Source organism: Nevskia sp. (assembly GCF_023266035.1).
Classification (GTDB): domain Bacteria; phylum Pseudomonadota; class Gammaproteobacteria; order Nevskiales; family Nevskiaceae; genus Nevskia.
The window spans coordinates 26,429-50,007 of the sequence record NZ_JAHFRY010000013.1 but is presented as its reverse complement, the minus strand read 5'-3'; the positions used below and the strand labels follow the sequence as shown (position 1 = coordinate 50,007).

Here is a 23,579-nt window from a genome sequence, read left to right as displayed (position 1 = left end):
AAATCTTCGAGGAAACCCTGAAATCGATGGATGAATTGGTTCCGAAGCGCATTCGCTGGGGCTCCGGTGAAGAAACCTTCGTTCGCCCGGTGCAGTGTCTGACCGCGCTGCTCGGCACCGACATCATTCCGCTGCGCCGTTTCGGCCTGGAATCAGGCCGTCTCAGCTACGGTCACCGCTTTCATGCCCCCGCGGCGATCCCGCTGGTGAGCCCGGAAAGCTATGTTGAAAGCCTGAACAAGGCCAAGGTCTGGGCCGAGGTTGCCACCAGAAAGAATGAAATCGAGCGCCAGATCAAGGCCGAAGCCGAAAAACTGGGTGGAACCGCCAGAATCGATGCCAGCCTGCTCGATGAAGTGACCGCGCTGGTCGAGTGGCCGGTGGTCATTTCCGGGCGCATCGAGGAGCGCTTCCTGGAGTTGCCGCCGGAAGTCATCGTCGCGACTGTCGAGACCAATCAGCGGTATTTCACCGTGTTCGATGCGCCCCCCGACACGGCGTCGCGAAGCGTGGGTGAGGGAGGGGGGCGCGACGACGGCCCCGATACTCTTCGCTCCAGTGACACCGCATCGCCGGCGTCCGGCAAGCTGCTGCCTTCGTTCATCACGATCTCGAACATCGAATCGAAGGACGTCGCCCAGGTCATCCAGGGTAATGAACGCGTGGTGCGGCCGCGGTTAAGTGATGCGCTTTTCTTCTGGCAGCAGGATCTTAAGCTGCCGTTCTCCGACGAAGCGCCGTACACCGAGAAGCTTGCTTCCGCGACGTTCCAGAAGGACCTCGGCACCGTTGCCGACAAGCTGAAGCGCATCCACACGCTGGCGACGTTCGTGGTTGCCGAGAAGCTGGCGGAGAAGGCTGCGATCAACGCCGAGCAGGTCGAGGGCGCCGCGCGTGCCGCCAGGCGCTGCAAGTTCGATCTCGTCACCAAGATGGTTTACGAGTTTCCGGAGCTGCAGGGCGTGATGGGCGGCTATTACGCGCTCAAGGCCGGCGAATCGCAGGCTGTCGCTGATGCGATCCGCGAGCATTACCTGCCGACGCAGGCCGGCACCTCGATTCCGTCGGCTGTCGAAGGCCAGATCGTGGCGCTGGCCGACAAGCTCGACACCCTGGCCGGCATCTTCGCGATCGGTCAGAAGCCGACGGCCAGCAAGGACCCGTACGCGCTGCGCCGCGCCGCGCTGGGCATCCTGCGCATTCTGGTCGAAGGCAGGCTGCCGCTCGATCTGCGCGACTTGCTGAGCGGAGCGCTGCAGGAACTGCCGGCCGGCAAGCGCGACGAAGCCACGCTCAAGGAACTGCTGACCTTCGTTCAGGAACGCCATCGCGCCTGGCGCGTCGGCAGCGAATTCGATGGCCGTCCGGTGACCGTCGAGATGTTCGAAGCGGTTGCCGCGCTCGGCATCACCCAGCCGCTCGATTTCGAAGCGCGTCTGCGGGCGATCCACAGCTTCTGGGCGCTGCCGGAAGCGGCCAGCCTCGCCGCCGCTCACAAGCGTGTCCGCAACGTGCTGAAGCAGGCCGGCGACGGCGGCTCGGACGTCGATGCCGCTAAGTTCGAATCGGCAGCGGAATCAGAGCTTTACATGGTGCTGAACGCGGTCAACGCAGCGCCGGCCAGTGATTACGCCGAGCGCCTGAAGCAGCTCGCCAGCCTGAAGGCGCCGGTCGATGCCTTCTTCACCGGCGTGATGGTGATGGCCGATGATCCGGCGGTGCGCGCGAACCGCCTGGCGCTGCTCCGGCAGCTGGATCGGGTGTGCCGTGAGGTCGCTGATATTTCCTGCCTGCCAGGGTGAGGCCTACCGGCGATGCGTTGAATCGTATCGCCGGTAGGCCGAACGCCCGGCCATGGATGGCCGGGCCGGCGATCGTAAACGAGGCCGCAGCCGCGCCAGGGACGGCGTTACCATCCCCATCATGAAAATCGTGATTCTCGATCGGGACGGCGTCATCAACGAAGACTCCCCGAACTTCATCAAGTCGGTGGCCGAATGGCATCCGGTGCCCGGTAGCCTCGAAGGCATTGCCTTGCTGTGTCAGGCCGGCTTCCGGGTGTTCATTGCGTCGAACCAGTCCGGCATCGGCCGCGGCCTGTTTGATTTCGATGCGCTGTTCGAGATCCACGACAAGATGCAGCGCGCGCTGGCCGAACTCGGCGGCCGTATCGACGGCGTGTTCTACGCGCCGGAGCATCCGGACCAGGCCAGCGTGATGCGCAAGCCGGCGCCCGGCATGCTGAAGGATCTTGCCAAGCGCCTGAATATCAGCCTGGACGGCGTGCCCTTCGTCGGCGATTCCGGCTCCGATCTGGAAGCGGCTCGCGCAGCCGGAGCGCGCCCCGTTTTAGTGCTTTCCGGGAACGGAAAACGCACCAAAACAAAGCATGACGCGGCTGATATCGAGGTGTACGATGACCTTCTGGCCTTCGCGCGCACTCATATAGAGCGTTCTGTAGCGCAGTCCTGCTAGGCAGCTGGCCGTCTGAAAGGCCGCCAGTCCGGCCAGAACCAGCCAGCCAGCAACAGCAGCGCCAGCCCGCCGGGAATCCAGCGCAGATCGGTTTCGACTTCCGCTGGCTGTGACAGCTTGCGATCGTGCAGTGCCTGATCCAGCGAATGACTGTCGACCAGGCGCAGATAGTCGAAGCCGACAGTCTTGGCCAGCTGCTGCAGATGCGGCTCGCGCAGTTCCGACAGGTGCTCGTGGCTGGTGCCGCCGGTCGACGATGCAGCACCCGCCCATTGCAGCACTTCGCTGCCGCGCCAGTAGCCGATGCGGGCGCCCTCGGTGTCGGTTTTCGGGATCGGCCGCGGTTCGTCACCGCCGACGCCTACCACCCAGCCGCGCACTTCGCCGATCTGGCCGTCGTAGTTGCGCACCCGTTCCGGCGGCAGCGGTGGCGCTTCCTGGCCGTCGGTCATGAAGATCACCGTCGGCAGCGGTTTCAGATCGCGGACATTGATCATCGTCCACAGCAGGCCTTCCTGGATTTCGCTGGACCGCTCGAAGGCCATGCGGCCGTCGATGCCGCTCAGCGCTTCGAGCAGCGCGCTGTAATTGCGGCAGACCTCGACCGGCGCCAGCAGCATGACGATCTTGCGGCCGGCGAATACGCCCCAGCCGATCCGGGTATCGCATTTCGGATTCTTCAGCGCTACCGCGACCGAGTGCTTGGCGAATTCGAGACGGCTGACCGGCTTGCCGTCGAGCTGATAGTCCTCGACGTTCATGCTCTGCGAGACGTCGAAGATCACCAGGTGATCATAGGCATCGCGGGTCACCGGCAGCTTCGGCAGCCAGGCCGCCGTCGCCAGCAGCACGAACACCGGCAGCAGCAGCCAGCCACCGCCGCGCAGCGCGTTCCGCAGATAGCCACCGAAGCCGGGCCTCACGGCAGCTCGGGCTTGTCGCCGTTCGGGCGTTCGACCGATGGCGGCGGCGTGACGTCGACATTACCGTCGTCCGCCTCCGGCTCCAGCCACAGCGCGCGCTCGAGGTTGTAGCGCGCTTCCCAGTGCAGCGGGTCTTCGTCGAGCACGCGGCGGTAGGACTGCTTGCCAAGCTCGACCAGGGTGCGGCCCTTGGCCACCTGCTCGTTGCCGATCAAGCGCGCCTGCCGCATGTGCAGATTGGCAAGGTCGTAGCGGGCGATCAGGCGGATGTCGTCACGCGGCGATTGCGCCAGCGCTTCGAGCGCTTTCAGCGCGCGTTCGTAATCCTCGGTGTGGGCGATGGCGACTGCGAAGGCCAGCGCCGCTTCGGGCGTGTCGAGTACCGGCGCCACCAACTGGCCGCCGCCTTCGGCGATCCGGCTCGCCTCGGCGGCATAAGCCGAGGCTTCGTCGATCACCGTATTGGCGCGCTCGGCGGATTGCAGGCGCAGGCCCAATGCCAGCGCGGTGCCGGCCAGGGCGAGCGCGGTCAGGCCGAAAGCGAGATGAATGGGGCGACGTTTCACGAGGTCTGGAAGCTCCGCACGGTGAGGCCGCGATGGATCAGCAGCGCGAATGCCGCGACCATCGCCAGCCCGTAGAACAGGTGAGTGAAATCGCGGCGCGGAATCCGCTCGCGATATTCCAGCGGCAGGTTCTGCTGGCGCTCGATCTCGGCCACCGCTTTCGAAACCGCGTCCGGGCTTTCCGCTTCGAACACCTTGTAGGTGGTCGGCAAGGTCTTGAAGAAACGGTGCATCGCCACGTCGGTGATCAGACCGACGGCTTCCGGCTCCTTCTCGTCGTCAAGCCGCGGCCAGTTCGCCGAGCGCAGATACAGCCAGTCCAGCGCCACGCGATGCTTGGCCATGCCGTCGCGGATGCGCTGGCGCGTCGCGTCGTCGATCTCGGCAGCGCCATCGGAGACCAGCAGGATTACCCGGCTGCCCGAGTACGCGCGGCCCTCGAACTGGCTCAGTGCGGCGATCAGGCCACGGCCGAGATCGGTGCCCGGCAGGCCGTTGGAAATGCCGGCAGCAGCAATGCCGGCCTGGATCACTTCCGGCGACTGCGAGAACGGCGTGACGCGAAACGGCGCGGCACCGAACATCAGTAGCGAGAAGCGATCTTCCTTGCGCCGCTCGACGAAGCGGGACAGCGCCTCGCGGGCGACATTGCGCTTGCGCAGCGGGCTGTCACGACGCCGTTTCGGATGCGCCCCGCGGGCCACCATCTCGTCATCCATGCTCAAGGACGAATCGAACAGCACGACGATTTCGGCACCGCGGCCGATGCGCTCCACTTCCCATTCCGGCCGGCCCGGCCTGGCCAGCGCCAGCACCGTGGCAAGGATCGCCAGCACCGCCGCCGCACGGCCGAGCCGTTCGATCCAGCGGCCGAGCGAATCCTCCGGCAGCCAAGGCAGGGAGGAGAAGGTCAGCTCTTCGCGGCGCCGACGCAGCAGCGGCAGCAGTGCCAGCGGCAACAGCAGCAAAGCCCAGGGCTGGGCGAAATCGAGCGGCAGCGAGGGCGCGCCGTCGATCATGCTTCGTGCTGCTTCTCGATTGCCCGCAACTGCGCGCACAGCGCGTTCGGCGACAGGCTGCTGCCGTCACGGCCGCCGAAGAAGCGGGCGGCGGATTCGGCGTAGAAGCGCTCGATGGCATCGCGCGCCGCTTCCAGATGCGGCGCGGCGCGGAACAGCAGCGCCAGCGTTGCCGGCTGCACGACTCTGCCGGCCGTCGCATCGAAAGCCTGATGCAGGCAACGCCAAGCGGCTTCGGAATCGGGCGCGAGATGACTCAGCTCGCGGCGCGCGCGGGCAAACGGCAGCCGCTCGGAAGCCTGCCATTCGCGCCAGCGCCACCAGGCCAGCCAGGCGAGCAGTACGGCGACGAGCGCGGCCAGCACCAGTTTCAGCGGATGGCGAATCGCATCGGTATCGATCACCGGCGCCGGGCGATCCGGCTGCAAGGCGCGCAACGCGCCCTGGTTGCTGATCTGCGCGGAAGTGATCGCGCCGACGGTGATCGGCCAGTCCGGCACGTCGATGAACAGATCCGGCGTCGTCGTGCGCAGCTTCAGCTTCGGCAGCGCAATGACATCGACATCCTTCGAGGCATTGACGATCTGGTACTCCATGACCAGCCAGCGCGAGCCGTCTGCATGTCGCTCGACCGTGGTTGCGCGCCGCGCGATCCAGACACCGTAGCGATCGCGGCCCGGCAGTTCGGCCAGTTCCACCGGCTTGCCATCGACACTGAGCTGCACCTTCTGCAGCAGCAGATCGCCGACCAGATACCCATAGGCGCGTGGATTTTCGACCGGCGTGCGCGGCGGCGGGCGCAGGGCGGCTTCAGCAGCGGCCAGCGCTTCCGGTGTCGGTGGCAGATAACCTTCGGCGATCGGCATCGGCGCAGCTTCAGGTGCCGGGCTGGCCGCAGGTTCCGGCGGCGATGCGGCAGGCGCCGGCTCGGTCTTCACCGTCGCCGCTTCGATCGCCGCCGCTTCCTCGGCGGCTTTGCGCTCGGCTTCGGCAGTGGCCGCCGCGCGCTTTTCCGGGCGCGGATCGAACACCGCTTCGCCCTTGAACGGCGGCTGGTAATCGCGGTTCGGCGGGTCCTGCGCGACGGCGCACAGCGGCGCTGCAAGGACGAAGACGAGTAGGGCGCTCGCGCGGCTCATGCGTTCGCCTCGAAGAAATATTCCGACATCGCATCGGCATCGAAAGCGCCTTGCGCCCAGAACGGCCGCAGGCCGCGATTCGAGAAGAAGGTCTGCAGGCTGGCGCGGCGTTCGGCGACGGCATCGCGCCATTGCTCGCGCAGCTTGGGCCGCAGCCACATCGTCCGCCGCGCGGCAGTTTCGGCATCGCGCAGCGCGATCAGGCCATTGGCCGGTGGCGGCTCGGTTTCAGCCGGGTCCCAGAGAATCACCGGCACGATGTAGGCGCGGGACAAGGTGTCGAGCGCTTCATCGAGCCGGGCCAGCGGGAAGTGGAAATCGGAAGCCAGGAACACCAGGCATTGACGGCCGGCGAGCCGCTGCAAGGCTTGCAGCAAGCCCTCGACCGGATCGCCGCGATGGCGCTCGCCGGCCTCGGCGTGTTCGACCAGCGCCGGGTTTTCGAGCTGGGCGGCCATCACGTGGCCGACGCCGCGGCTCAAGCTGGCCGGCACGTAAAGATCCTCGCGCTCGACGGTATCGAAAGCGACCATGCCGGCCGCGTCACCGACCCGAAATGCGCTGGCACCGATCGCCCGCGCAAGATCGGCGAGCACCGCGAGCTTGGAGCGGCGCGCGCCGAACAGCATCGACGCCGAGACATCGGCGACCAGTTGCACCGGCACGCCGACCCGCTGGCGCATCACCCGCACCAGCCACTCGCCGCGGACGTCCCGTATCGACGCGCGGACATCGAGCCGGCGCGGATCGGGATGGCTGAACAGCGGCGCGTGGGTGACGAATTCCTGGCCATTGCCGTGGCTGGTGCCCGGATGCGAGCCCGGCCGCTGACCGCCGGCGCGCATCGGCAGGCGATAGTAGAAATCGCTGGCCTGGCTCATCTCAAGGTGCCGGGACGCGCTCGAGAATCTGCGCGACCAGCGCATCGGCGAGTTCGGCGCGGCGCAGTTCGTAGACCGGCGTGAAGAACACGCGATGAACCATCGTCGACGGGAACACCGCCTGGATATCGTCCGGCACCAGGTAGTCGCGGCCGGCGAGCCAGGCGACGACGCGGGCTGCGCGCACCAGCGCCGACACGCCGCGCGGGCTGGCACCGGCGAGGATCAGCCGGCGCATGTCGACGTTGTCGATCTGGATGCCGGCGGCGAGCGGATTGCGGGTCGCTTCCCAGAGCGCGAGCACGTATTTTTCCAGCGCTACACTGGCCCGTACCGAAGCCTGAATACCGGCGCCGATCTCGTTCAGCTGCTCCCAGGGCAGCAAGCCGGCGGGCACCGTTTCGATCAGGCGATCGCTGTCGTGAAAGGCCGGATCGAAGGCCAGCGCGCGGCGGATCGCCGGATCACTCGGTGTAGCCATGCGCAGCTCGAACATGAAGCGGTCCCGCGCGGCAGAGGCGAGTTCGAAGGTTTCTTCGCGCTCGATCTTGTTGCGATCGGCGAACACGGTCATGTGCGGAAACCGGTATTCGCGATTGAACGCCGACACCGTGCGCTCGGCCATCGCGCGCAGCAGCAGCGATTGCACCTGTGGACGGGCGCGATTGATCTCGTTGAAGAAGAAAGTCACCAGCCGCTCGCCGTGGCGCAGCAGGGGGCCGGGATCGATGCGCGGGCGGCCCTGGTCATCGACATAGGTGTGATAGATCAGGTCGCCCGGCAGCAGATCGACCGTGCCTTCGACTCGCTCGAAATCGCCACCGATGGCTCGCGAGAACGCCCGCAGCACCGTGGTCTTGCCGACGCCGACATCGCCTTCGAGCAGTACATGGCCTCGGGCGAACAGCGCGATGTTGATCAGCCGCACGGTATCCGGCTGGCCGATCACCGCGCGGCCGACTTCGGTCTCGATCTTCAGCGCCTGGTTGCGCCAGTCCTGCAGCTGCGTATCGGCAATCTTCGACATCGAGTCGCGCTCGTGCGTGGTGGCCGCGCGGGGTCGGCGCGCAGCGGGGACGGATCAGGGAGTCGGGATCAGGCGGAGGCAGGCGCACGCGAAAGCAGCGCCCGGGCTGTGCCGGGCGCGCGGCTGCAAGCGACAAGGGACAGCCGGGCAGACGGCAACCGGGTCATGCGAGCTCCTCCAGAACTTTGCAGGTGCCTCGTTGGGCGCCCATCTAGTGGTCCGAAGTTAACGCAGATTGGCGCAGCCGTGGCGCAGTGCGCGCCCCTGTGTCGACAGGCGCGGCTTGTTACGCGCGAGTGTCCCCCAAAGGCACCACTAACGGCCCACTCGCCGCTTTCTCAGAGTAGCGGCGAAGACGTATCCGGCCCCTTGATCCGGGCATAGGCAGCCAGCGCGCGATCACGCGATTCGCTCAGGGAAACGATCGGCTTCGGATAGTCCTGCCCCGGCGAAAACTTCGCCGCCAGCCACACCGCCGGCTTCGCCTCCCAGGGTGCGTGCAGGCTGGCGTCGGGCAGCCTGGCGATCTCCGGCACCCAGTGACGGAGATAGACGCCGGCGCAGTCGAACTTTCCGCTCTGCAGCACCGGATTGAAGATGCGGAAGTACAGCGCGGCATCGGCGCCGCAGCCGGCGCTCCACTGCCAGCCTAGCGAGTTCTGCGCCAGGCTGGCGTCGACCAGGGTGTCCCAGAACCAGCGCGCGCCTTCCTGCCAGGGAATCAGCAGATTCTTGGTCAGGAAGCTGGCGACGATCATCCTCACCCGGTTGTGCATCCAGCCGGTGGTCCACAGCTGGCGCATGCCGGCATCGACGATCGGCACGCCGGTGCGGCCGCGTTGCCAGGCGTGCAGATCGGCGGCGTAATCCTCAGGCGCTCTCCACGGGAACGCGGCGAACTTCGGGTACAGCGGCTGATCCGGCGTGGTCGGGAAATGGAACAGCAGGTGATGCGAGAACTCGCGCCAGCCCAGTTCGCGGACGAAGTGCTCGATGTTGCCGGTCAACCCCTGCACCTGTCGCTCGCCGACCAGCCGCCGCGTGCGATGGACCAGTTGCACCGGGCCGATCTCGCCGAAGTGCAGATGCGGCGATAGGCTCGATGTCGAAGTCTGTGCCGGCAAGTCGCGCTGCTCCTTGTATCGCGCCGCGCCATCGGCGAAGAAGGCTTCAGCTTGCGTCCAGGCCCCGGCTTCGCCAGGTGTCCAGTCGGCATAGAAGCCGTCATCCCAGCGAATCGTCGGCAGCAGCTTCAGCTTGTCGATGCCGAGGCTGGATGGAATCTTCTTCGGCGCCGGGATCCGTTTCGGCGCGGCCAGCGGTTCACGAACGTTGCGGCTGCCGGCATTGCGCCAGAACGGCGTGAACACACGATAAGGATCACCACCTCCGGTCTTGACCTCCCAGGGCTCGACCAGCAGCGCCGAGTTGTGGCTTTCGGCGTCGAGGCCATCGTCACGCAGCGCCTGCTTGATCCGGGTATCGCGAGCGATCAGCGCCGGCTCGTACAGGCGGTTCCAGTGCACGGCCGTCGCGCCGGTTTCCTTCACCAGCTTGCGCAGTTCGGCCAGCGAATCAGCGCCCGCGCGAATCACCAGCGGCGAGCCGAGTGCGGCGAGGCGAGCCGAGTGCGCGGTCAGCGAGTGATGCAGCCACCAGCGGCTGGCTGCGCCCGGCTGCCACGGCGCTTCTTCGTCCGGCGCGTGGAGGTAGACCGGCAGGACCTGATCATGGCCAGCGAGTGCAGCGATCAGCGCGGGATTGTCGGCAACGCGGAAATCGCGCCGGAACCAGACGAGGGCAGTGCTCACAGGCGGCAGGAAGTAGGGATCAGGACGCGGTCGGAAGTGCCGGCAGGCGAGTGCCGCACTGGCCGCAGAAGCCGGCGCCGGCATTGGCTGGCGTGCCGCACTGGGTGCAGAAGCGGGTGGTGCCTGCGGCTGGTGCCGGCGCAACGCCGAGCGCCTGCTGCACGCCGGCTGGCAGCGCGCTGCCGCCTGCGGCCTGCGGCGGGTTGATCTTGTCGAGCACCGCGAGGCGCTGCAGATCGGTCTGCGAACTCGGCGCGATGATCGAGGCCTGGCGCACGCCGAAATCGGCGAGATGCGCGGACAGCCGTTCGGCTTCGTCCGGCAGGCCGCGGATCGACAGCAGCGAACGTTCGGTATCCGGCCCGAAGCTGACCGTGTCGACCTCGGCCACCCACAGCCGCAGACTCATGTCCTCGACGTTGACGATCTCTTTCTGAGTCTTGACCCGGTCCTGCAGCAAGGTGCCGATCGAGGTCTGCGCGCGCTGGTAGTTGCCGTGCGCTTCCAGCCAGTAGATGCGCGAGGTGAACTCGAAACGCCGCCACAGCGCGTTGCCGCCATCGAAGCCGAAGCGTGCGATCAGCAGCAGCGACAGGCCGATCAGCATCGCGCCCCATTGCTGCGGCACCTGTGCGGCGTACAGCGCCATGCCGGCGCCGCTGGCAGTGGCGAGCAGCGAGAAGGCGTCGAGCATCAGCAGCCAGCGATAGGTGTCCAGCGACAGGCAGCGCGACAGGCTCAGAGGTTCCATGTCGTTCGGCAACGGCTGGGTTTCCTCGATCGCATGGCCTTCAAAGCTGCCGGCCGGGGCGCTGCCGAGCTTCGGCAGCTTGCGCAGGTAGATGCGGTTGGGCACGGTTTCGGTCCAGCTGCGCTGCATCTCGCGATCGAACTCCAGGAAGATCTGCCCCGGCGGCGCGTTCATCGAAATCGTGTGCAGCCGCTGCGCCATCGCGATCTGGTTCGGCCTCACCACCTGGGCAACGGCCGCCTTCAGCAGCAGCGAAGCGGCGATCAGCGCGGCGACCAGGATCGCCACCGTCACCGGCACGAACTGCACGGCGCCCTTGAACGGCATGCCGGTATTGCCGATCGCCTGACTGAGCAGCAGCGGGCCGATCATCGCCGCGATGATGAAGGCGACGATCGCGCGGATCGACAGCTTGCGGCCACCGAGCGCGCCCTGGCGCAACGGCAGCAGCACGATGGCATTGACCAGCAGGAAGTACAGCGCGCCTACCCAGCCGCGTACCGCGCCCGAGCCGACGCCGATGATCGACACGCCGAAGCACAGCAGCAGGAAGCCCAGCCCGAGCGCGTTGTGGAACTCGGCGCGCGCCAGGTACTGGGTGCGGCGTGGCGAGAACACCAGATCGCGGACCAGCGAATAGAGCAGGTTGTCGATCGCGCCAGTCGGCACCGAGTAATTGATCGCGTTCTGGCGAATGGTTTCGCGCAGGCCTTCACCATCCGGGCTGCTGCCCTCAACGTCTTTCGGCAACTGCGGCGCCAGGCCCACCGGTTGGTTGCGGCCGAAGAAGAAGCGCAGCTGGCGCAGCGCCTTGACGCCGAACACCAGCCCGAACAGCAGCAGCACGGCGGCGATCACCACCGGCGCCACCGCAGCGCCGTTGCTGCCCAGCTGCAGCGAATGGCGGGCACCGAGCAGGGCGACCACCGCGCAGACCAGACAGATCACCGAGGCCGCGCCGAGAAACAGGTTCTCGACCCGATGCGGGTTCGGTAATTCGAAGCGGGTCGACTCGGGGTTGTACTCGTAGCTCACGGCGGCCTCCGACAGAGTTCGGGGCAGTGTAGCCGCCGAAGCGTGACCCGCCGCCGGTGTGCAGCGGTGCGGGGGATATAATCCTCACATCCATGAACACATCCCCAACGGCCGCCCTGTCGATCAACGGCGTCCGCAAAGCTTACGGTGCCGTCAAGGCATTGAACGGCCTCAGTTTCGACATCCGGCAGGGCGAGTTCTTCGGCCTGCTCGGCCCGAACGGCGCTGGCAAGTCGACCCTGATCAGCATCATTGCCGGCCTGATCCGCGCCGACGAAGGCAGCGTCGCCGTGCTCGGCCACGACACCGTGCGCGACTGGCGCACCGCGCGCCGGCAGCTCGGCGTGGTGCCGCAGGAACTGGTCTTCGATCCGTTCTTCAACGTCGTCGACATGCTCCGCATCCAGGCCGGCTATTACGGCGCCGGCAAGGAAGTCTGGCCGTGGATCGACGAGATGCTCGAACGCCTGGATCTGTCAGCCAAGCGCACGGCGATGATGCGATCGCTGTCCGGTGGCATGAAGCGCCGCGTGCTGATCGCTCAGGCTTTGGTGCACAAGCCGCCGGTGGTGATCCTCGATGAGCCGACGGCCGGCGTCGATGTCGATCTGCGCCGCACCTTGTGGGCGTTCATGCGCGATCTGCATCAGAAGGGCACCACCGTGGTGCTGACCACGCATTACCTCGAAGAAGCGCAGGAGATGTGCGAGCGCATCGCGATCATCGACAAGGGCGTGGTGCGGGTCATCGAAACCACCGAAGCGCTGCTCAACCGCCATCCGTTCCGTTTCCTGACCCTGAAGCTGGTCGATGGCGCCGAGCTGCCGGCCAGCCTGCGTGAACTGGTGACCAGCGAGAAGGCGGGCGCCGTCGAGCTGAAGCTGGAGCGAGAGAAGCATCCGATCGCCAGCGTCTTCGCCGCCCTTCGCTCGGCCGGCATCGGCATCGCCGATGTCTCGACCCGCGATCCGGATCTCGAAGACATCTTCATCGAGCTGACCGGCAAGGCGCTGTCCAGCCCGCAGGGAGCCGCGAAATGAACGCCAACCAACTCGGCTTCTACACCCTTCTCAAAAAAGAGGTGATGCGCTTCTGGGCGGTCTTGGGCCAGACGGTGATGGCGCCGGTGGTCACCGCGCTGCTCTACCTGCTGGTCTTCGCCCAGGCCATGAGCGGCCGTGCCGAAGTCTATGAAGGCGTTACCTACACCCAGTTCCTGCTGCCCGGTCTGGTGATGATGACGGTGCTGCAGAACGCCTTCGCGAATTCGTCTTCATCGCTGGCGCAGTCGAAGATCATGGGCAGCCTGGTATTCCTGCTGATGGCGCCGCTCGGCCACTGGGAGTTCTTCTTCGCCCATGTCGTCGCCGGCCTGATACGCGCCGCGCTGGTCGCCACCGCGATGCTGGTGGTGGCGATCCCGTTCGTCGATCTGCCGATCGCCCAGCCGTTGGCGCTGATCGCGATGTTCCTGCTCGCCGGCGGTTCGCTGGCGGTGCTCGGCATCATCGCCGGCATCGTCTCCTCGAAGTTCGATCACCTTGCCGCGTTCTCGAACTTCATCATCACGCCGCTGAGCTTTCTCTCCGGCGTGTTCTATTCGGTGCACTCGCTGCCGGCCGTGTGGTTCAAGGCTTCGCATCTGAACCCGTTCTTCTACATGATCGATGGCTTCCGCTACGGCTTCTTCGGCCGCTCGGACGTGTCGATCTGGCAAAGCCTCGCCTGGACCTCCGGCTTCTTCATCGCGATCTCTGCGGTCGCGCTGTGGATGCTGATGACCGGCTACAAACTCAGGAAGTAATCCCATGATGACCAAGGAACAGATCAAGGCCCTGCTCGATGCCGGCCTGCCGGGTGCGGTGATCGAAGTCAAAGGCGACGATGGCCAGCATTTCGAGGCCGATGTCAGCTGGAGCGGCTTCACCGGCCTGAGCATGGTCAAGCAGCATCAGGCCGTCTACGCCGCGCTCGGCGACAAGATGGGCCGCGAGATTCATGCGCTGGCGCTGAAGACGCGCGCCGCCTGAACCCGTCGAGAATCAGCGGCGGTCTCACGCGAAGGCGCAAAGACGCCAAGAGAAGCAGAAGCCTTTTGAAGGTCTTGATGCTTCGCTGTTCCTCCGCGTCTTTGCGCCTTTGCGTGAGGCGCGGTTTCACCGAGTCACGAGAGTTGAATGGACAAATTCCTGATTGAAGGCAACGGCCCGCTGTCCGGCGAAGTGGCTGCCAGCGGTGCCAAGAACGCCGCGCTGCCGATCCTCTGCGCCAGCCTGCTGATCGATGGCGAGCTGAATCTTTCCAACGTGCCGGACCTGCACGACGTGGTCACCACCAAGAAGCTGCTCGCGCAGATGGGTGTTGCCGTCGCCAGCCCCGGCCCGGGTCTGTTCACCGCCAATGCCAGCGGCATCACCACCTGTGTCGCGCCGTACGAGCTGGTGAAGACCATGCGCGCGTCGATCCTGGTGCTCGGCCCGCTGCTGGCCAAGCGCGGCCATGCCGAGGTTTCCCTGCCCGGCGGTTGCGCGATCGGCGCACGGCCGGTCGATCTGCATCTGATGGGCTTGAAGGCCATGGGTGCCGAGATCGAACTCGAAGGCGGCTTCATCAAGGCCCGTGCGACCCGGCTGAAAGGCGCGCGCATCTACTTCGATACGGTCACCGTCACCGGCACCGAAAACCTGCTGATGGCCGCCGCGCTCGCCGACGGCGAAACGGTGCTCGAGAACGCGGCGCGCGAGCCGGAGATCGTCGATCTCGCCAACTGCCTGATCGCGATGGGCGCGAAGATACGCGGCGCCGGCACCGGCACCATCGTCATCCAGGGTGTTGCCAATCTGCATGGCGCCAGCCACGCGGTGATTCCGGATCGCATCGAAGGCGGCACCTTTCTCGTTGCCGCCGCGATCAGCCGCGGCAAGGTGCGGCTGGTGAAGACCGATCCGAACGCGCTCGACGCGGTGCTGGTCAAGCTGCAGCAGGCCGGCGCGCGAGTGTCGACCGGCGAGGACTGGATCGAGGTCGACATGCAGGGCCGGCGTCCGGCGTCGATCAATCTGCACACCATGGCGCACCCCGGTTTCCCCACCGACATGCAGGCGCAGTTCATGGCGCTGGACTGCTACGCCGAAGGCGTCGGCACGATTCGCGAAACTATCTTCGAGAACCGCTTCATGCACGCGCAGGAGCTGTTGCGCCTCGGTGCCGACATCCGCATCGAAGGCAATACCGCGATCGTCACCGGCCGCGAGAAGCTCACCGGCGCGCCAGTGATGGCCACCGATCTGCGTGCCTCCGCAGCGCTGGTGCTGGCTGCAATCGCCGCCGAAGGCACGACGACGATCGACCGCGTCTACCATATCGATCGCGGCTACGAGCACATCGAGACCAAGCTGGGTCAGCTGGGCGCGAAGATTCAGCGAGTCAAATAACGAGGCTGGTGGGTACGTCCCCGGCTGATCACGGTCGGAGACGAGGCATGAGTATCGACATCAAGGCGCTGTTGTTCGCAGCGGCACTGATGAGCAGCGGCACGGCGATAGCGGCGCCATTGCTCATCGACAGCATCAAGGCGAAGTCGCCCGTCGGCGGCGCCGAACTGCGCTTCCCGAAGCTCGCCGGCAACGGCGCCAACTTCCGCGCGATCAATCTGTACCTGTTCGCGGTGGAACTGCAGCAGCGGCCCGCGCGTGATGCGAAGGCCGCGCTCATTCTTCCCGAGGATGGCTCGCTGAGCGCGCTCGATTACGAAATCGTCGGCGATAACGGTCGGGTGTTGTCGATTCGCATCAGCGGCACGCGCAGCGGCGTGGGCTTTTCGCACCTGCACAACTTCGACGTCGCCAGCGGCTTGCCGATCCTGCTCGCCGATCTGTTCACGCCGGAAGGCTATGGCCGCCTGCGGACGCAGGTCGCCACGCCGAGAGTGCAGCGCATCCGCGATTTCCAGCAGACGCTCAACCCCAAGGACGATCTGCAATCCGAGCAGCGCGAGGTTTACGAAGACTGCCTGCCGTCCGTGCGTGGCGACACCTTGACCGACAACCAGCTGCTGCTGGCGATCGATCATCTGGCGCTGGAACGCCCGGATTGCACGACACCCGATCAACTCGAACTCGACGTGCTGCGGCCGCTGAAGGTCAAGCTGCCGCTCGCTGCGCTGGCGCCGGATCTCGGGCCTTACGGCAGTTGCGCGCTGTTGCCGGCAGCGTCGGCACCCGCCTGTACGCTGCCGCCGAAGCAGGGCCTGCGGCTGGGCAGCTATGCCGGCACGATCGGCGACAAGGAGAAGATCAATCTGGTCGTCGAGCGCCTGTACGACGGCGATCGTGTCGATGCCAGCTGGTCCCGCGAGGCGGACGGCCGCTATCACCGCCTGCAGGGCCGCGTGCAGCGCAACGGCAAGGCCAAGCTGTTCGAGACCGAGGCCGGCAGCGAAGCCTTGCTGGTCGAATTCACGCTGTTCGGCAAGGCCGATGGCAGCTTCGCCGGCCAATGGCGCACGGTCACCGGCGGCTCCGCATTGAAACCGCTGGAACTTAAAGTCCTGCAATAGGGCCGTAGCGGATAAGCTCCGCCCGCTCGCGCGATATGCGCCGATCAACAATCACGAGAACAACCATGGAAACCTCCCCGCAAGCCCAGCTTGCCGTCCTGATCGACGCCGACAACGCCAACGCCAAGCGCATCGACGGCCTGCTCGCCGAAGTCGCCAAGTACGGCCGCGCGACCACCAAGCGCGCCTATGGCGACTGGACGACGCAGAACCTCGGCAGCTGGAAGCAGACGCTGGCCCGCCACGCGATCCAGCCGATGCAGCAGTTCAGCAACACCAAGGGCAAGAACTCCACCGACAGCGCGCTGATCATCGACGCGATGGACCTGCTCTACACCGAGCGTTTCGATGGCTTCTGCATCGTCTCCTCGGATTCCGATTTCACCCGCCTGGCTTCGCGCATCCGCGAATCCGGCCTCACCGTCTACGGCTTCGGCGAACGCAAGACGCCGCAGCCGTTCGTGCGCGCCTGCGACCGCTTCATCTTCGTCGAGGTGTTGCGTGACGGTGAGCCGGATACGCCAGCCGAAGCGCCGCCGCCGCGCAATGCCGAACGTGCGGTGCCGCCGCCCGGCCGTGGCAAGCCGGTGCCGCCGGCGCCCGCGCAGCCCAATAATGTTCGTCCGCCCGCGAAGCCGGCCGAAGGTTCATCGTCCGGTGACGAGCGCCCGGCGCGTGGCGCGCCGATCGACGATCCGGCACTGCTTGGCCCGCTGCGCGCCGCGGTGGCCGATGCCGGCGACGAGGATGGCTGGGTCGGTCTCGGCGCCGTCGGCAGCCTGCTCAGCAAGCGCATGCCCGAGTTCGATCCGCGCAACTACGGCCGCAAGAAGCTCAGCGATCTGATCGCCGCAATCCCCTTGTTCGAAGTCGAAGAGCGCGGCGAACCCGGCCGCTCGCGGGCGCTGTTCATTCGCGAAAAGCGGGTACGCGAAGGCGGCGATGCGAAGCCCGAGACTCGTCAGGAGCAGAAGATCGAAGCGCGTCCGGAAGCGAAGCCCGAAGCGAAGTTCGAGCCGAAGCCCGAGTTCAGATTCGAGCCGAAGGCCGAGGTCGTCGCCGAGGTTCGCGTTGAAGCGCAGCCCGAAGCGCCGCGCGCGCAGCCGAAGCACGAGCCACGTCCGCATCAGCCGAAGCCGCCCCAGCAGCCGCCTTCGCAGCCGGCGCCGAGACCGCAAGCGCAGGCCGGCCACGAAGGTGAGAAGGATTGGGCGCCGCGTCGCGATGATCGCCGTCCGTCCTGGGCGATTCCGAAGCCGGTAATCGCGGCCGATCCTGTCGTTGCGCCACCGCCGCCGGCACCTGCGGTGGTCGTTTCAGCCGAGCCGATCGTCGTGGCACCCGCGGCGGCCGTGGTCGAGAAGAAAGCCGAAGCAGCGCCGCGCGCACCGCGCAAGCAGGCGCCGAAGAAGGCAGTGGCGAAAGCGGTGGCGAAGGCTGCTCCGGTGAAGGCTGCCGAGCCGGTTGCCGTCGAGCCCGCGGCTGATCCAGCCGCCGCGAAACCGCGGCGCCGTGCCAAGGCTGCTGCCCCTGGTGGCGGCGAGTAAAACCAAGGCGGGATGCCGATCCGGGCGGCGATGGTGGCTGCCCGGATCGCTCAGGCGCCTAAAGAAAATCTTGACCTCGAAATGACGCTCGACTGACCAGGTCGGAGCCACTACTATCGCCGCACCCACCGACATTGCAGCTCCTTAGGCAGGCAAGACCACCGCCTCCTGATAAGGATTTCTGCAATGCCCGCAGCACGCTCCCACCGTCATCATTTCCGAATTGCGCTCGCCCTGAGCCTGGGCTGGCCGGTACTGGTCGCCGCCGCCGACGACCCTGCCGCCGAGACGGTCAGTCCTGACAAGCAGCCGGTCGTGCTCGGCACCGTCACTGTCGCGGCCAGCACGCAACCGGGCTACACCGTCGAGGAAAGCCACTCGGCGACCAAGCTGGATCTGAGCCTGCGTGATACGCCGCAGTCGGTTACCGTGATCACGCGGCAGCGCATGGATGACCAGAACCTGCAGTCGCTGCGCAGCGTCCTCGACAACACCACCGGCGTTTATTCCTACGCGTATGACAGCGAGCGAGTGGTGTTCACCTCGCGCGGCTTTCTGGTCGACAACACGTTGTACGACGGCATTCCGGTGGCCAGCGACCAGAACACCAGCGCCGTCGACGCCACCCTGGATACCGCGCTGTTCGAGCGCATCGAAATCGTCCGCGGCGCGACCGGCTTGCTGACCGGCGCCGGCAGCCCGTCTGCGGCCGTGAATCTGGTGCGCAAGCACGCCGATAGCCGCAGCTTCGATGGCGAGGCTACCTTCGTCGCCGGCTCCTGGAACAACTACCGCGCCGTTGGCGATATCAGCACGCCGCTGAACCGCTCCGGCACGATCCGGGCGCGCGTGGTCGGCGTCTATCAGAACGCCGATTCGTACACCGACCTGTACAGCAACGAGAAGACCGTGTTCTACGGCGTCGTCGATGCCGATCTGGCGCCGCGGACGCGGCTCAGTGTCGGTTACGGTTATCAGCAGACTTTGCCGCAGGCCAATACCTGGGGTTCGTTCCCGCTGTTCTTCAGCGATGGCACGCGCACCGACTGGAAGCGATCGGTCACCACCGCCGCGCAGTCCAGCTACTGGAACATCCGGACCCAGAACGGCTTCGCACAGTTCGATCATGCGTTCGACAACGGCTGGACGCTGCGCACGACGGCGCAGCGCCGCATCGTCGACGGACAGTCCAATCTGTATTACCTGTACGGCTTCCCCGACCCGGTCACCGGCGAAGGGCTGGTGCCGTTCGCCTACCGCGCCAACGACGCCAGCCGGCAGACCTCGGTGGATACCTACCTGAACGGCAAGTTCGATCTGTTCGGGCGCAAGCACGAGTTCGTGCTCGGCGCACTCGGCTCCTGGCTGCGTCTGGATACCGATGAGTTTGCATACGGCGAGATCGCCGATCCGGGCAACTTCCTCAAATGGGACGGCTCCGTTCCGCAGCCGGAATTCGCCACCGAAGGCTCCCTCGTGGTCCGCGACCGCACGCGTCAGTCCGCGGCCTATTCAGCGCTGCGGCTGTCGCTGGCCGATCCGCTGCGGGTGATTCTCGGCGCGCGCTACAGCAGCTGGAAAAGCGATCGTTTCGACCTCTACGGCGCCAACGAGGCCGACGTCCAGAACTTCCGCAAGCTGACCCCGTACGCCGGCGCGATTCTCGATATCAGCCAGCAATTCTCGCTGTTCACCAGCTACACCAAGATCTTCAATCCGCAGAACAACCTGACTCGCGAAGGCCAGTACCTGGACCCGCTCGATGGCCGCAGCGTCGAAGCCGGCATCAAGGGCTCGCATTTCGACAGCCGCCTGAACACCGCGCTGACCTTCTTCGACACGCGCCAGGACAACGCCGCCATCATCGACGAAGGGCATTTCGTGCTCGATGACGAGACCCGTCGCCGCCAGGCCTATCTGCAGGTCGACGGCACCCGCACCCGCGGCGTCGAAGCCGATATCAGCGGCCAGCCGATGAAGGACTGGAACCTGTCCATCGGCGTGTCGCACTACGCGATGAAAGACAGCGATGGCAACACGATCAAGGGTTACATCCCGCGCACCCTGGTGCGCACCTTCACGACCTACCGGCTGGGCGGCGCGCTGCAGGACCTGACCATCGGCGGCGGCATCAACTGGCAGTCCGAGAACCATGTCAGCGTCGAAAGCCCCAGCGGCTTCACCGAAGTCCGTCAGCGCGCGTACTCGCTGCTCGGCCTGATGGCGCGCTACCGGGTGACCTCGCAGCTGTCGGTGCAGCTCAACGGCGAAAACCTGCTCGACAAGAAGTACTACGTGATCGACGAATACGGAAACCTGTACTACGGCCCGCCGGCGAGCGTATCGGCGACCGTCCGCTACGGTTTCTGATCGCTGAGTGCCGCTGCCGTCGAAGCGTCGCCAGCCAGCGCCTTCGACGGCTCGCGCAGGGCCACGCCGGATCGCCGCGCCTTGAACGCTGCGCGCAGGCTGGCGGCGATCAAGGTCGCCGCGTCGCCGATCGCGCAGCCTTCGGGGCGGATATTGGAGATGCAGATGCGCGCCTCGTCGGTGGTGCCGATCTTCGGCGCGTAGGTGATGTAAGCACCGAGGCTGTCCGGCGAGGACAGTCCCGGCCGCTCGCCGATCAGGCAGACGACCAGTTGGGCGCCGAAGCATTCGGCGATCTCGTCGGCCAGCGCGACTCGGGCCTGGGTCGCGATCACCAGCGGGCCAATCCGCAGCCCGTCGAGCTGTGGCAGCAGCGCCGATATCAGCGCCGATGCATGTCGCTGCGGCGCAACGGCCGACAGGCCGTCGGCAATCACCAGCAGCACCTCGGGGCCATCGCTGCGGGCCAGCGCTTCCAGCGCATCGCGCGAACTCGGTGACAGCCGGCGTCCCCAGTCCGGTCGCGCCAGATAGGCGCTGCGGGTTTCGGCGGCGCTCCGCGTTCGGATGATCGGCAGGCCCAGCGGCTGCAGCGCGGTTGCCAACGCATCGACATCGAGTGCGGCATGCACCGCATCGCGTGCCTGAGCGTGAGCGATGCCGAAGGCCAGCACCTCGCGGGTCGGCAAGGAAGCGCCGCTGCGTCCGAGGGCGATGCGGGCCGGCGTCAGGCTGCGCAGTTCTGCCCAGGGATCGGCCGGTGGATCGGCGGGGGCCAGTGCATCGCTGGCAACGGGCTTCGGCAGTTCGCTCATCGCTTCAGTCCGTCCCCGAGCTGATTGATCGCTTCGTGCAAAGGCAGCGCCTGCAGGCTGCGCGCGTCCTGCAAGCGGCCCTGGGCATCGATCAGCTGCAGACGCTGCAGCCAGCTTTCGAACTCCGGCGCATGTTTCAGGCCGAGCATTTCTCGCAGAGCCAGGCCGTCGTGAAAGCTGGTGCTCTGGTAGCCGAGCATCACGTCATCGGCGCCCGGCACGCCCATCACGTAGTTGACGCCGGCGGCACCGAGCAGGGTCAGCAAGGTGTCCATGTCGTCCTGATCGGCTTCTGCATGATTGGTGTAGCAAACGTCGACACCCATCGGCAGGCCCAGCAACTTGCCGCAGAAGTGATCCTCCAGCCCGGCGCGGATAATCTGCTTGGCGTCGAACAGATATTCCGGGCCGATGAAGCCGACCACCGTGTTGACCAGCAGCGGCTGGAATGCGCGGCAGACCGCGTAGGCGCGCGCCTCGCAGGTCTGCTGATCGAGGCCGTGATGGGCGTTCGCCGAAAGTGCCGCCCCCTGGCCGGTCTCGAAGTACATGACGTTGTTGCCGACGGTGCCGCGCTTCAGGCTCAGTGCCGCTTCCTGAGCCTCGCGCAGCAGCGCCAGGTTGATGCCGAAGCTCTTGTTCAGGCCTTCGGTACCGCCGACCGACTGGAACACCAGATCGACCGGCGCGCCAAGCTCGATCGCTTCGATCTGCCGCGTGACATGGGCCAGCACGCAGCTCTGGGTCGGAATCTCGTAGCGGGCGATCAAGGCATCGAGCATGTCCCACAGCCTGCGCAGCTTGGGCATTTCGTCGCTCGCCGGATTGATGCCGATGCAGGCATCACCGGCGCCGTACATCAAGCCATCCAGGGTCGCTGCCAGGATGCCGCGGGCATCGTCGGTCGGATGGTTCGGCTGCAGGCGGATCGCCAGCCGTCCCGGCAGGCCGATCGTCGAGCGGAACGCGGTGACCACGTGCATCTTCTTCGCCGCCAGGATCAGATCCTGATTGCGCATCAGCTTCGACACCGCCGCCGCCATTTCCGGCGTGATGCCCGTTGCGACGGCGGCGAGCACGGCGCTGCTTGCGGCATCGGACAGCAGCCAGTCGCGGAAGCCGCCAACGGTCAGACTGCGCAGCGTCGCGAAGGCCGTAGCGTCGTGTGTGTCGACGATCAGTCGCGTGACTTCATCGGCTTCATAGGCGATCAGCGCTTCATCGAGGAAAGCGGTCAGCGGCAGGTCGGCGAGCGCACAGCGTGCCGCCATCCGCTCCTCGGCGCTGGCCGCCGCAACGCCGGCCAGCGCATCGCCGGAGCGCATCGGCGAGGCTTTCGCCAGCAGTTCTGCGAGCGAGCCGAACACATAGCGGTAGATGCCGACAGTCGCGTGGTAAGTCATGGTCGATCGGGGCTCATCGTTGCCCCGAGCCTGCGTCGAGCCAGCGCCGCATGCAAGCGGGTGCTGGCAGCGGCCATTACAATGCCGCGCTCCATCCCTGGCTGTAACTGCTGCCATGACCTCTCTGACGCTGGCCCTGTCGAAAGGCCGCATCCTCGATGACTGCCTGCCGCTGCTGAACGCGGTGGGTATTGCGCCGTCCGTCGACGCCGGCCGCCTGCTGCGCATTCCCACCCAGGATCCGGGCGTGGAACTGCTCGAAGTCCGCCCGACCGACGTGCCGACCTATGTCGAATACGGCGCCGCCGATCTCGGCATCGTCGGCAAGGACATCCTGCTCGAACACGGTGGCGGTGCCTTGTACGAACCGGTCGATCTCGGCTTCGCGGTCTGCCGCCTCAGTGTCGCGACCAAGAACGATTCGCCGCTGGTCAAGAATCCGCGTCACAACTTCGGCCGTCGCCTGAGAGTCGCGACCAAGTACCCGGAAGTGACGCGCCGCTACTACGCCACGCTCGGCGAGCAGGTCGAGGTCATCAAGCTGTACGGCTCGATGGAACTCGCCCCGCTGGTCGGCCTTGCCGATGTCATCGTCGATCTGGTCGCCACCGGCGGCACCTTGCGCGCCAATGGTCTGGTCGAGATCGAAACCATCTTCACGTCGAGCGCGCGTCTGGTGGTCAACAAGGCGGCGATGAAGATGAAGCACGCCGCGATCCGCGCGCTGCTCGATCGTTTCGTTGGAGCGGTCGCCAATGCTTGACCAGAAGTTGGAAATTGGCAGGCTCGATTCGCGCGCCGCGGACTTCGACGCGAAGCTCGGTGCGCTGCTCGATCGCGCGCCGGAAGCCGACCCGAAAGTCACCGCCGTGGTCGCTGACATCATTGCCGACATCCGCTCCCGCGGCGATGCCGCGCTGGTCGACTACACCAATCGCTTCGATCGCCGCAGCATCGCCTCGGCCGCCGAACTGGAAATCCCCAAGGCAGCCCGTGAAGCCGCCTGGCATTCGCTGGAGCCGGCGCTGCGCGCAGCGCTGGAAGCTGCCGCCGAACGCATCCGTGCCTACGCCGAACGCCAGAAGCTCGAAGGCTGGGAGTTCAGTGACGCTCATGGCAATCGCCTCGGCCAGAAAGTCACCGCGATGGATCGTGCCGGCCTCTACGTGCCCGGCGGCAAGGCGGCGTATCCATCCAGCGTGCTGATGAACGCGATCCCGGCCAAGGTCGCCGGCGTTGGCGAACTGATCATGGTGGTG

21 protein-coding genes are annotated in these 23,579 nt (G+C 66.2%); 11 read left to right on the top strand and 10 right to left on the bottom strand.

All coding sequences use genetic code 11. The features are described 5' to 3' along the window. Both glyS and gmhB read left to right on the top strand, forming a co-directional pair. Positions 1–1,802 (top strand): glycine--tRNA ligase subunit beta (glyS, locus tag Q0D45_RS03175; protein WP_293388391.1); only part of this gene is annotated, 1,802 nt, incomplete at its 5' end. Positions 1,803–1,854: 52 nt separating this feature from the next. Continuing rightward, the gene (gene gmhB / locus Q0D45_RS03170; RefSeq protein WP_293388388.1) at positions 1,855–2,475 is read left to right on the top strand and encodes a D-glycero-beta-D-manno-heptose 1,7-bisphosphate 7-phosphatase; all 621 of its coding nucleotides are present in this window, start codon (positions 1,855–1,857) and stop codon (positions 2,473–2,475) included. On the opposite strand, the gene Q0D45_RS03165 is transcribed toward gmhB, so the two are convergent. The 8 genes from Q0D45_RS03165 to Q0D45_RS03130 all read right to left on the bottom strand — a co-directional run bounded on the left by Q0D45_RS03165 (position 2,472) and on the right by Q0D45_RS03130 (position 11,627). After that, a complete protein-coding gene (locus Q0D45_RS03165; protein WP_293388386.1) occupies positions 2,472–3,398 on the bottom strand; it encodes a hypothetical protein in 927 nt (308 codons plus the stop codon). The genes gmhB and Q0D45_RS03165 overlap by 4 nt on opposite strands. Continuing rightward, entirely contained in the window at positions 3,395–3,964 is a 570-nt protein-coding gene (locus Q0D45_RS03160) for a hypothetical protein (RefSeq protein ID WP_293388383.1), read from the bottom strand. The genes Q0D45_RS03165 and Q0D45_RS03160 overlap by 4 nt, the downstream gene beginning before the upstream one ends. Beyond that, a complete protein-coding gene (locus tag Q0D45_RS03155; protein ID WP_293388381.1) occupies positions 3,961–4,983 on the bottom strand; it encodes a vWA domain-containing protein in 1,023 nt (340 codons plus the stop codon). Before Q0D45_RS03155 ends, Q0D45_RS03160 begins: the two co-directional genes overlap by 4 nt. Further along, positions 4,980–6,122: a hypothetical protein gene (locus tag Q0D45_RS03150; protein WP_293388378.1), complete on the bottom strand. Its 1,143-nt coding sequence runs from the start codon at positions 6,120–6,122 to the stop codon at positions 4,980–4,982. The genes Q0D45_RS03155 and Q0D45_RS03150 overlap by 4 nt, the downstream gene beginning before the upstream one ends. Then, a complete protein-coding gene (locus Q0D45_RS03145) occupies positions 6,119–7,003 on the bottom strand; it encodes a hypothetical protein (RefSeq protein ID WP_293388376.1) in 885 nt (294 codons plus the stop codon). Before Q0D45_RS03145 ends, Q0D45_RS03150 begins: the two co-directional genes overlap by 4 nt. Position 7,004: 1 nt before the next feature. Then, positions 7,005–8,030, bottom strand: a complete 1,026-nt coding sequence (locus Q0D45_RS03140) for a MoxR family ATPase (RefSeq protein ID WP_293388374.1) — start codon at positions 8,028–8,030, stop codon at positions 7,005–7,007. A gap of 338 nt (positions 8,031–8,368) precedes the next feature. After that, positions 8,369–9,850, bottom strand: a complete 1,482-nt coding sequence (locus tag Q0D45_RS03135) for a deoxyribodipyrimidine photo-lyase (protein WP_366946329.1) — start codon at positions 9,848–9,850, stop codon at positions 8,369–8,371. A 10-nt stretch (positions 9,851–9,860) separates the two neighbouring features. Next, the gene (locus tag Q0D45_RS03130; RefSeq protein ID WP_293388370.1) at positions 9,861–11,627 is read right to left on the bottom strand and encodes a zinc ribbon domain-containing protein; all 1,767 of its coding nucleotides are present in this window, start codon (positions 11,625–11,627) and stop codon (positions 9,861–9,863) included. 92 nt (positions 11,628–11,719) lie between these two features. Between Q0D45_RS03130 and Q0D45_RS03125 the strand changes: the two genes are divergently transcribed. The 7 genes from Q0D45_RS03125 (at position 11,720) to Q0D45_RS03095 (ending at position 20,102) form a co-directional block, all read left to right on the top strand. Then, positions 11,720–12,667, top strand: coding sequence for an ABC transporter ATP-binding protein (locus tag Q0D45_RS03125; RefSeq protein ID WP_293388368.1), 948 nt, complete (start codon positions 11,720–11,722; stop codon positions 12,665–12,667). Continuing rightward, on the top strand, positions 12,664–13,431 hold the full coding sequence (locus tag Q0D45_RS03120; RefSeq protein ID WP_293388366.1) for an ABC transporter permease: 768 nt from the start codon (positions 12,664–12,666) through the stop codon (positions 13,429–13,431). The genes Q0D45_RS03125 and Q0D45_RS03120 overlap by 4 nt, the downstream gene beginning before the upstream one ends. A gap of 4 nt (positions 13,432–13,435) precedes the next feature. Then, positions 13,436–13,657 (top strand): BolA/IbaG family iron-sulfur metabolism protein, encoded by a 222-nt coding sequence (locus Q0D45_RS03115; RefSeq protein ID WP_293388364.1) that lies wholly within the window; start codon positions 13,436–13,438, stop codon positions 13,655–13,657. Positions 13,658–13,804: 147 nt separating this feature from the next. Beyond that, positions 13,805–15,061 (top strand): UDP-N-acetylglucosamine 1-carboxyvinyltransferase, encoded by a 1,257-nt coding sequence (gene murA, locus Q0D45_RS03110; protein ID WP_293388362.1) that lies wholly within the window; start codon positions 13,805–13,807, stop codon positions 15,059–15,061. A 47-nt stretch (positions 15,062–15,108) separates the two neighbouring features. Beyond that, positions 15,109–16,185 (top strand): hypothetical protein, encoded by a 1,077-nt coding sequence (locus Q0D45_RS03105; protein WP_293388359.1) that lies wholly within the window; start codon positions 15,109–15,111, stop codon positions 16,183–16,185. Positions 16,186–16,250: 65 nt separating this feature from the next. Then, positions 16,251–17,732, top strand: coding sequence for an NYN domain-containing protein (locus Q0D45_RS03100; RefSeq protein WP_293388357.1), 1,482 nt, complete (start codon positions 16,251–16,253; stop codon positions 17,730–17,732). Between the two features lie 186 nt (positions 17,733–17,918). After that, positions 17,919–20,102, top strand: a complete 2,184-nt coding sequence (locus Q0D45_RS03095; RefSeq protein ID WP_293388355.1) for a TonB-dependent siderophore receptor — start codon at positions 17,919–17,921, stop codon at positions 20,100–20,102. On the opposite strand, the gene eutC is transcribed toward Q0D45_RS03095, so the two are convergent. Together eutC and Q0D45_RS03085 are read right to left on the bottom strand one after the other, a co-directional pair. Further along, positions 20,090–20,917 carry an ethanolamine ammonia-lyase subunit EutC gene (gene eutC / locus Q0D45_RS03090; RefSeq protein WP_293388353.1) on the bottom strand — a complete coding sequence of 276 codons (828 nt, stop codon included), beginning with the start codon at positions 20,915–20,917 and terminating at the stop codon, positions 20,090–20,092. The two genes, Q0D45_RS03095 and eutC, sit on opposite strands and share 13 nt — an antisense overlap. Then, positions 20,914–22,320, bottom strand: a complete 1,407-nt coding sequence (locus tag Q0D45_RS03085) for an ethanolamine ammonia-lyase subunit EutB (protein WP_293388351.1) — start codon at positions 22,318–22,320, stop codon at positions 20,914–20,916. The genes eutC and Q0D45_RS03085 overlap by 4 nt, the downstream gene beginning before the upstream one ends. 115 nt (positions 22,321–22,435) lie before the next feature. Between Q0D45_RS03085 and hisG the strand changes: the two genes are divergently transcribed. Together hisG and Q0D45_RS03075 are read left to right on the top strand one after the other, a co-directional pair. After that, a complete protein-coding gene (hisG, locus tag Q0D45_RS03080) occupies positions 22,436–23,083 on the top strand; it encodes an ATP phosphoribosyltransferase (RefSeq protein WP_293388349.1) in 648 nt (215 codons plus the stop codon). Further along, positions 23,076–23,579 (top strand): histidinol dehydrogenase (locus Q0D45_RS03075; protein ID WP_293388347.1); only part of this gene is annotated, 504 nt, incomplete at its 3' end. The genes hisG and Q0D45_RS03075, both read left to right, overlap by 8 nt.